1 protein-coding gene is annotated in these 402 nt (G+C 53.7%); it reads right to left on the bottom strand.

Annotated features, from left to right (window positions below; genetic code table 11):
- Nucleotides 1-402: transposase (locus tag FY251_RS23280; RefSeq protein ID WP_187367506.1), on the bottom strand; the 402-nt coding region annotated here is incomplete at both ends.

The raw sequence follows: 402 nt of genomic DNA, 5'->3' as shown, positions 1-402 counted from the left end.
GCCTCAATTGTCTCGCGAAGCTCTGTAGTGAATCGTTCGTGCCAGCTTCGCCATAGCGTCGACTGGTCTGGGACCGTCTCTATGTCTAGTTGTTCATGGAGTTCAGGATGGTGAGTGAGGTACGTGAGGAGTGCCGTCTCGTGGGCCCAGCCGTGAAGTTCTTTGAGTAGAAATAATCGGAACAGTTGAGCCATCTCGTACTGAATAGCTCCAGAATACCGGACATGTGGCCCAAACTCGACGTACGCTACTGGGTAGTGAGATACGAACTCGTCGACGGAGTGGTGAGCCTGGTGGTCGAACCATGTGGACGCAACGGTCCAGATGTCTTCTTTCAGGCCGGCGAGAGAACTCCGGTCGTAGAGTGAAGTCGAATCATATGCTGGCCACTCAGCGTATGAC

Origin of the sequence: Haloferax sp. KTX1 (assembly GCF_902410085.1) — an archaeon.
GTDB lineage: Archaea > Halobacteriota > Halobacteria > Halobacteriales > Haloferacaceae > Haloferax > Haloferax massiliensis.
Note: the sequence above shows the minus strand (reverse complement) of the source record. Positions and strands in the feature narration are given on the sequence as shown.